Origin of the sequence: Streptomyces sp. NPDC059567, assembly GCF_042735655.1 — a bacterium.
In the GTDB taxonomy this organism is placed as follows: Bacteria; Actinomycetota; Actinomycetes; order Streptomycetales; family Streptomycetaceae; genus Streptomyces.
Map to the genome: position 1 here is coordinate 20,341 of NZ_JBHWBS010000050.1, position 8,146 is coordinate 28,486.

Annotated in this window: 10 protein-coding genes; 3 read left to right on the plus strand and 7 right to left on the minus strand. The window is 71.7% G+C overall.

Annotated elements, in window-relative coordinates; genetic code table 11:
- Positions 1 to 4 precede the first annotated feature (4 nt).
- The 5 genes from ACFVZW_RS22040 to ACFVZW_RS22060 all read right to left on the minus strand — a co-directional run bounded on the left by ACFVZW_RS22040 (position 5) and on the right by ACFVZW_RS22060 (position 2,593).
- The gene (locus tag ACFVZW_RS22040; protein ID WP_384523738.1) at positions 5 to 376 is read right to left on the minus strand and encodes a hypothetical protein; all 372 of its coding nucleotides are present in this window, start codon (positions 374 to 376) and stop codon (positions 5 to 7) included.
- Positions 377 to 411: 35 nt separating this feature from the next.
- Positions 412 to 804, minus strand: a complete 393-nt coding sequence (locus ACFVZW_RS22045) for a roadblock/LC7 domain-containing protein (RefSeq protein ID WP_384523740.1) — start codon at positions 802 to 804, stop codon at positions 412 to 414.
- A gap of 41 nt (positions 805 to 845) precedes the next feature.
- Positions 846 to 1,604 (minus strand): transcriptional regulator, encoded by a 759-nt coding sequence (locus ACFVZW_RS22050; protein WP_384523742.1) that lies wholly within the window; start codon positions 1,602 to 1,604, stop codon positions 846 to 848.
- Entirely contained in the window at positions 1,601 to 2,002 is a 402-nt protein-coding gene (locus tag ACFVZW_RS22055) for a hypothetical protein (protein ID WP_384523744.1), read from the minus strand. The genes ACFVZW_RS22050 and ACFVZW_RS22055 overlap by 4 nt, the downstream gene beginning before the upstream one ends.
- A gap of 207 nt (positions 2,003 to 2,209) precedes the next feature.
- Entirely contained in the window at positions 2,210 to 2,593 is a 384-nt protein-coding gene (locus ACFVZW_RS22060) for a DoxX family protein (RefSeq protein ID WP_384523746.1), read from the minus strand.
- Between the two features lie 172 nt (positions 2,594 to 2,765).
- Between ACFVZW_RS22060 and ACFVZW_RS22065 the strand changes: the two genes are divergently transcribed.
- Together ACFVZW_RS22065 and ACFVZW_RS22070 are read left to right on the plus strand one after the other, a co-directional pair.
- On the plus strand, positions 2,766 to 3,239 hold the full coding sequence (locus tag ACFVZW_RS22065) for a carboxymuconolactone decarboxylase family protein (RefSeq protein ID WP_384523799.1): 474 nt from the start codon (positions 2,766 to 2,768) through the stop codon (positions 3,237 to 3,239).
- 175 nt (positions 3,240 to 3,414) lie between these two features.
- Positions 3,415 to 4,338 carry an RNA polymerase sigma-70 factor gene (locus tag ACFVZW_RS22070; RefSeq protein WP_384523748.1) on the plus strand — a complete coding sequence of 308 codons (924 nt, stop codon included), beginning with the start codon at positions 3,415 to 3,417 and terminating at the stop codon, positions 4,336 to 4,338.
- Between the two features lie 102 nt (positions 4,339 to 4,440).
- Here ACFVZW_RS22070 and ACFVZW_RS22075 read toward each other — a convergent pair whose 3' ends face one another.
- Both ACFVZW_RS22075 and ACFVZW_RS22080 read right to left on the minus strand, forming a co-directional pair.
- Positions 4,441 to 4,905 carry an SRPBCC family protein gene (locus ACFVZW_RS22075; RefSeq protein ID WP_384523750.1) on the minus strand — a complete coding sequence of 155 codons (465 nt, stop codon included), beginning with the start codon at positions 4,903 to 4,905 and terminating at the stop codon, positions 4,441 to 4,443.
- 41 nt (positions 4,906 to 4,946) lie between these two features.
- Entirely contained in the window at positions 4,947 to 6,266 is a 1,320-nt protein-coding gene (locus tag ACFVZW_RS22080; protein WP_384523752.1) for a diaminopimelate decarboxylase, read from the minus strand.
- Positions 6,267 to 6,369: 103 nt separating this feature from the next.
- Here ACFVZW_RS22080 and hutU point away from each other — a divergent pair, with 103 nt between their 5' ends.
- Positions 6,370 to 8,034 (plus strand): urocanate hydratase, encoded by a 1,665-nt coding sequence (gene hutU, locus ACFVZW_RS22085; protein WP_384523754.1) that lies wholly within the window; start codon positions 6,370 to 6,372, stop codon positions 8,032 to 8,034.
- Positions 8,035 to 8,146 lie beyond the last annotated feature (112 nt).

Below are 8,146 nucleotides of genomic sequence, written 5' to 3' on the forward strand. Positions count from 1 at the left end.
GGGATCAGACCTCCAGGTCGGACTCGATCCGCTTCAGCTGGTGGCGGGCCATCGCCAGGTTGGCGCGCGTCTTGTCCAGCGCCAGGTACAGGAACAGACCGTTGGTGCCGCGCCCCTTGAGCAGCCGGAGCAGGTGGTACTGGCCGCCGAGCGTGATCAGGATGTCCTCGATCTCGTCCTTGAGGCCGAGCATCTCCATCGTCCTGACCTTGGCGCGGACCACGTCCGTGTTGCCCGCGGCGGCCACATTGAGGTCGAGTTCCTTGCTGCTGCCGATCGTGCCGAGGGCCATGCCGCTGGTGTAGTCGACCAGCGCGGCGCCGATGGCGCCCTCGATGGCCATGGTTTCCTTCAGGGAGGTCTCGGTGTTCGCCATGGGTGTCGCACTTCCTATTCGCATGGTGGTTGGGATCAGTTCAGGTCTCTGCGTTCCAGGGCCCCGTCGACCAGCTCGCCTATCCGGGCGCTCGACCGCCGCGCCTCCAGATGGAGCCGCCCCACGTTGATCCGGGGCTCGGCGAGCAGGGTGAGGACGGCGGAGCCGCCGGCCGCGTACGTGGCGACATAGCCGTTCTCGCCGCGCACCAGCAGCTCGCGGAAGCCGCCCTGGCCCGTGGAATCGGTCAGCCGCTGCCCGACGCCGAGCGCCGCGGCCGTGAGCGCGGCCACCGCCTCGGCCTCGTTGTCGACCGTGTCCTGGGCCAGGACCAGGCCGTCGGCGCTCGCCGCGAGCGCCCCGGTGAGCTGGGGCAGTCGGGCCCGCAGCCGTCTCAGCTCGCCGAGCACCTCGGCCTCTGCCGACATCAGTTGTCTCCTCTCGGCGCGCATGCGCAGGGCACGCCTCATCACAGGCTTGCCTCCAGGGCGTCACGGAGCCGGCGCAGCAGGGCGATGTCCGGATCCACCGCGACCTCGCCGACCCAGGCGGGTACGGCGGGCTGGGCGGCCGGTAAGGATTCGAGCGGGGTCTCGACGAGGCCGGCGGCCGCCAGGCGGCGGATGTCGAGCAGTGTGTGGAAGGCCGGGCGGCCGAGCAGCCGGGCGATGTCCGCCGGGGTGCGGGTCCCGTCGGCGGCGGCCAGCAGGGCCCGCTGGCGCAGGCCCACCGTCTGCCCGGGGGCGGGGGCGCGGGGCACGACGGGGGCGGTGTCCACGGCCCCGTACGGCCAGACGCTGTCCAGCAGTTCACGGCGGCGTACGGTCTCGCGCTCGACGGCCTCCGTGGAGACCGGGCGCACCGGGCCGAACCAGTGGGCGACGCCGTAGCGGAAGCGGGTGGGGCCGCTGGCGGGGGCGAGCGCGAAGAACGCCGCGTCGAAGACGGCGCCGAGGTGGCATATCTGGAGCTCGCCGTCGTGCAGCCGTCCGCTGTCCACCAGGAACCGGCCGACCTCGCGGCGCGCCCCGGCCCGGTTGACCGCCTCGTCCCAGCCCTCGCGGGGCAGTCGTCCGCCGGCCGTCAGCAGGACGTCGAGTCCGGGCGCGGCGGGGCTCTCGGCGTGCACGACGCGGCCGTCGTCGAGGTAGAGGGTGCCGTGGTCGCGCAGCAGGGCTCCGGTGGCGCGTTCCGCGGCGAGACGGGTGAGCATCGGCGAGACGGTCATCCGAGGACCAGCCTTTCGGCGAGGTCGCGCAACCGGATCCGGGCCATGGCGAGGTTTCCGGTGTCGCGGTCGATCCACAGGTGCAGGAAGACGCTGCTGTCGAAGGCCGTCTCGACGAAGCGGAGGACGTGGTAACCGCCGCGGGCGGTGACGATCAGGTCCTCGACGGGCGGCCCTTTGGGTAACGTTTCGTCGTGCAGGGGGCCGCTGGCGAAGGAGTCGTACTCCGCCGCCGCACGCGCCAGTTCGGCCGCCTCCGCCGCGGTCGTCTCGTGGTCGCCGACCGGCGAGTCGCCCGCCGTGCCGAGGGCGAGTCCGCTGGTCCAGTCGACCAGCCAGGCCCCGCGTGCGCCCGGCAGGCTCATGGCCTCCAGCAGGCACTCGTCGATTCCGGGCACGCGGGTTCCCCTCCCGATGCGGCGTGCGGGCGTACGGCAGTGACGGAGACGTTACTCAACGTTCCGGTCGGGGGCAGGAGTTCTGGCATTTTCCATCGGAACATGCCGTCGGCTTGCTTGAATTCGCCCTCGGAGTGCCGTTTCCTGGCCGACTCGGTCCCTCTCGCGTACGCGCAGGACGACCTTGGCCGCGCTCGCCCGTTACGGTCAGCCGGTGAAGGGCATGGGACCGAAACGGCCCCATGCGACGAAGGCGGCCAGGGTGAGGTAGATCAGGTCGCCGGCGATCGTGGCCTTCTCGCCACGGCGCAGACGCATGGTGACCGCGCAGGCGAACAGCAGAACGAGTCCGGTGGCGGCCAGCGGCACCAGCACCGGCGCGATGTCGAGCCCCGCGGGCAGAATCAGGCCGACCGCAGCCAGCAGCTCGACGGCGCCGATGGCCTTGAGAGCGCCGGGGCTGAACTCCAGGACCCACTGCGCGGAGGAGCCCATCGCGGCCAGTTTCTCCTGCGGCACGAACATCTTGGAGCTGCCCACGAGGCAGACAGCGGCGAGCACTCCGGCGGTGATCCACAGCGCGATGTTCATCATCAACTCCCTGATCGAGGACTTCCGCACCCGAGACGTGGCAGCGATTCGGCCTGTGACATGCCCGGACCCGGACAGCGGAGAGACATGGGTCACACCGCGCCATGTCACAGGAGTGACGGCCACCTCGTCTCGGGGAGTGAAGGCATCGACGAACGTGGAGGAGCACATGATGGACGCGCGATTGAACTACTTCGCCAACCCGACCGCCGGCAAGGCCCTCAAGTACTTCATGTCGGCCGGCCGGGAGCTGAAGCAATTGCCGCTGCCGGCCACGACGCAGGAGTTGGTGGCGCTGCGCGTGAGCCAGATCAACGGCTGCGCAGTCTGCATCGACATGCACACCAAGGAAGCGGCCGCGGCCGGCGAGAGTCCGGTGCGGCTGAACCTGATCGCGGCCTGGCGGGAAGCAACGGTCTTCACCGAGGCCGAACGCGCCGCGCTCGCGTTGGCGGAGCAGGGGACCCGGGTCGCGGACGCGGCCACCGGGGTCGGCGACGAGGTGTGGGAGCGCGCCGCCCAGCACTATGACGAGGATCAGCTCGCGGCCCTCGTGCTGCTGGTCTCGTTCATGAACGCGGTGAACCGGCTGAACATCATCACCCAGCAGCCGGCCGGCGATTACCAGGTCGGCCAGTTCCACTGATCCGCCACCGCACGCTGGCCCGGGTCAGGCCTGCCGGGGCCGGGACGCCATGATCAAGGCCGTCAGGTCGGTCGCGGCGCGAACGTTGTCCGCTCCGCTCACACATCGGATGATCTTCGAAGGATGCCTCGTCGGCGGGTCCGGCCGGGCACTCGGACCGCAAGGGGGAGTCGGCGTGAGCAAGGTCGAGGAGTTCGAGGAGCTGCGGCCGCTGCTGTTCTCGATCGCGTACCGGATCCTGGGCAGCGTGGGCGAGGCGGAGGACGCGGTGCAGGAGACCTGGCTCCGCTACGACGCCTCGACCACCCGGCCGGAGTCGGTCAAGGCGTTCCTGTCGGCCACGGTGACCCGGATCGCCATCGACGTGCTGCGCTCCGCCAGGGTGCGGCGGGAGGAGTACGTCGGACCGTGGCTGCCCGAGCCGCTGCTGGACGATCCGTACGAGGACCCGGCCCGCGCGGCGGAGCTGGCCGACTCGGTGTCGATGGCAGCGCTGCTGCTCCTGGAGCGGCTCAGCCCGCTGGAGCGGTCGGTGTTCGTGCTGCGGGAGGTCTTCGCCTTCGGCTTCGACGAGATCGCCGCGGCGGTGGGACGCTCAGAGGCGGCGTGCCGGCAGCTGCTCGTACGGGCACGCCGGCACATGAACGAGGGACGGCCCCGGTTCGAAGCGGACCGCCAGGAGCGGCAGGAGCTGGCGAGGCGGTTCTTCGAGGCTCTGGCGCAGGGAGACGTGGACGGGCTGCAGAGTCTGCTGTCGGCCGATGTCCAGCTCGTCGGGGACGGTGGTGGCAAGGCCCCGCAGCTGGCCAGGGCGGTCGCCGGCGCCGAGAACGTGGCCAGGCTGCTCGCCACCGTCTACCCGCTGATGGCGCGGGTCGACATCACGTTCGAACCGCACGAGGTCAACGGCCAGCCGGGCGCGCTCTTCCGCGACCGCGACGGCAAGGTCCTCCACATCCTCGCCCTCGACGTGCTCGACGGGCAGATCCAGACCATCCGCTCGGTCATCAACCCCGACAAGCTCGGCCACCTCGGCCCGGTCGCCGACGCCTGGGCCGTCGATCAGGAAGTGAAGCGGACCCGCAGGCAGACGCAGTGACCTCCCCAGCAGCCTGACAGGGCACGACCGAACAGTCTCGTCGCCCGGTGCGGGCCCTCCGGATACGGACTGTGCCGGGCGAGCGTCCATGGCGGACGGGCGTCAGTGGCGGCGCTCCACCGACGCCGCCACGTCGTCCAGGTCCTTCGCGAGCGCCCGGCTCACCGCCTTGGCGCCGAGGCCGCTCAGCAGCTTGGCGAGGAACCCCATGCGGCTGCCCTCGGCCGGGCTCGCCGAGAACGTCATCCGTACCGTCGTCGCACCCGTCCCGTCCGGCCGCAGCGCGATCTCCGAGACGTAGTGCATTCCGTGCGAGTCGGCCACCGTCACATAGCGGTCCGGCGGCTCGGCCTCGGTCACGGTCATCTCCTCCGTGGCCTCTTTGCCCATCATCCGCCGGGTCTCGCGCCAGCGGGTGCCCACGCCGAAGGCGCCCTCCGTCAGCACCTCGACCCGCTCCACCCCGCTCAGGACCCGCTCCATGTCCTTCAGGTCCGTCAGCGCCTCCCAGACGGGCCCGGGAGAGGCCGCGATCCGGCGTTCGACGACGACGCTCTTGGTAGCCATGGATCCATCGAACCACCGGGTCCGGACATGCGCCCGCAGTGCTACGGCAGCAGGGCGTCCGTCCGGTCCCCGCCCGCCTCGGCGACGATCTCGTCGAGCGTCTGCGCCGCGCGCACGGTCGCGAACGACACCGTCCCCTCGTCGTCAGTGACGGTGAAGCCGTGCACGGCGGGCCGGGGCAGGCTGTTGTACGCGTAGTGGTGGGCGAAGTAGTACGCGCCGGTGTCCGGCACCGCGACGATGTCGTCCGGCCGCAGCAGGGGCAGCGGGCGGGCGGTGGCCAGCAGATCGCCGGCGAAGCAGGCGGGTCCGGCCACGTCCTGGACGGTCTCCTCCCCGCCGCCGGGCCTGCCCTCGGAGTCGTACGCGAGGATCCGCAGCGGCCATGAGGCGGGGTCGTAGACGGTACGGGTGGCCAGCTGGACCCCCGCGTGGGTGACGGCGATGGGGCGGCCGCCCGAGGTCTTGGTGTACTCGACGCGGGCCAGGACCGTGCCGTGCTTGGCGAGCAGCGAGCGCCCGAACTCGGTGACGAGCCCGTAGCGCCCGTCGAGCAGGCCGGGGGCGGTCGCGGCGAGCAGCTCGGCGTACTCCGCGTAGGTCGGCGTCTCCTCGTCGGAGGCGAAGTTCACCGGCAGTCCGCCGCCGATGTCGACGGTGTCGATCTGCTGCCGTCCCGCCTTGGCGTTGATCTCCTCGGCCAGGTCGTAGGCCGCCGCGACCCCCTCGGCCATCAAGGCGAGCGGAACCCCCTGCGAGCCGGTGTGCGTGTGCACGCGGCGCATCCAGGGCCGGTCGAGATACGCCTGGACCACGGCCTCCCGGGCGCCCACGTCGCGCAGGGCGACCCCGAACTTGGAGGTGGCGGTCGCGGTGGAGAGCGCGCCGATCAGGCCCGCCCCGATCTGCGGGTTGATCCGCAGCCCGAGCGGGCTCGAGGTCGGCGCGGAGGCGATGAGCGCGTCGATCCTGGCCAGTTCCTGGAGGTTGTCGGCGTTGACGGCGATCCCGAGCGCCAGGGCCTGGCGCAGCTCGGCGGGCGTCTTGGCGGGCGAGTCGAGCACCGTACGGGAGGGCGGGACGCCGGCCGCGCGGGCGAGCGCCAGCTCGCCGGGGCTCGCGACCTCGGCCCCGAGCCCGCAGTCGTACAGCAGGCGCAGGACGGGGACGAGCGGGCACGCCTTCACGGCGAAGGCGTGCAGGACGGGCGCGTCGGTGACGGCGGCGAAGGCGGAGACGAGGGCGGCGGCCGAGGCGCGGACGCCGGCGGTGTCGAGAAGGGCGGCGACGGGTTCGGCGGGGGAGAGGAGGCCTTGTTCGACGGCGGCTCGGACGGCCTGATCGCGACGGTGGGAAGCCATGTGTCCATGGGACCACCGGGACGGGTGGCGCCGCAGCTGTTGACTACAAGTATTCAGCAGTCCAGGATGTGAATAACTGATTCACATCGGAGGAGGCTGCCCCATGTCAGGACCCCGCCCCGTACGGGCCCCGCGCGGTACGGAACTGAGCACCCTGGGATGGCAGCAGGAGGCCGCCCTCCGGATGCTGCAGAACAACCTGGACCCCGAGGTCGCCGAGCACCCCGACAAGCTCGTCGTCTACGGCGGCACCGGCAAGGCCGCGCGCGACTGGCGCTCCTTCGACGCGATGGTGCGCACGCTGCGCACCCTCAAGCAGGACGAGACGATGCTCGTCCAGTCCGGCCGCCCGGTCGGCGTCATGCAGACCCACGAGTGGGCCCCGCGCGTCCTCATCGCCAACTCCAACCTGGTCGGCGACTGGGCGAACTGGGAGGAGTTCCGGCGCCTGGAGCAGCTGGGCCTGACCATGTACGGCCAGATGACGGCCGGCTCGTGGATCTACATCGGCACCCAGGGCATCCTCCAGGGCACCTACGAGACCTTCGCCGCCGTCGCCGCGAAGAAGTTCAACGGCACCCTGGCCGGCACGATCACCCTCACCGCCGGCCTCGGCGGCATGGGCGGCGCCCAGCCGCTCGCCGTGACGATGAACGACGGCGTCGCGATCTGTATCGACGTCGACCCGCGCGCCATCGAGCGCCGCATCGCGCACCGCTACCTCGACGTGAAGGCCGACAACCTGGCCCACGCGCTCCAGCTGGCCGTCGAGGCGCGCGACGCCCGCCGGCCGCTCTCCATCGGCCTGCTCGGCAACGCGGCGGAGCTGCTGCCGCAGATGCTCGCCGAGGGCGCCCCGATCGACATCGTGACCGACCAGACCTCGGCCCACGACCCGCTCTCCTACCTCCCGGTGGGCGTCGACTTCGACGACATGGCGACGTACGCGGGCAAGGACCCGGCCGGCTTCACCACCCGCGCCCGCGAGTCGATGGCGAAGCACGTCGAGGCCATGGTCGGCTTCATGGACGCCGGCGCCGAGGTCTTCGACTACGGCAACTCCATCCGCGGCGAGGCCCAGCTGGCCGGCTACGACCGCGCGTTCGCCTTCCCCGGCTTCGTACCGGCGTACATCCGCCCGCTGTTCTGCGAGGGCAAGGGCCCGTTCCGCTGGGCCGCCCTCTCCGGCGAGGCGTCGGACATCCACAAGACGGACAAGGCGATCCTGGAGCTCTTCCCGGAGAACGAGTCCCTCCACCGCTGGATCAAGATGGCCGGCGAGCGCGTCCACTTCCAGGGCCTGCCCGCCCGCATCTGCTGGCTCGGCCAGGGCGAGCGCGACAAGGCGGGCGACATGTTCAACGACATGGTCGGCAACGGCACCCTCGCCGCGCCCCTCGCGATCGGCCGCGACCACCTCGACTGCGGCTCGGTGGCCTCCCCGTACCGCGAGACCGAGGCCATGCTCGACGGCTCCGACGCGATCGCGGACTGGCCGCTCCTGAACGCCATGGTGAACGTCGCCTCCGGCGCGTCCTGGGTCTCCATCCACCACGGCGGCGGCGTCGGCATGGGCCGCTCCATCCACGCGGGCCAGGTCTCCGTCGCGGAGGGCACGAAGCTCGCCGGCGAGAAGATCCGCCGCGTCCTGACGAACGACCCGGGCATGGGCGTCATCCGCCACGTCGACGCGGGTTACGACATCGCGGAGCGCGTCGCGGACGAGAAGGGCGTCCGCGTCCCGATGCGCGAGGGCGACGACGCGTGAGCGCGAGCTTCCACGCCATGTGGCGGTCGCTGCGGCCCGTGCGGCCCGGCCGCCCCGGCCGGCGCGTCCCCCCGGTCCCCGGGTCCGCCGCCCTCGCCCGCTGCCGGCTCAG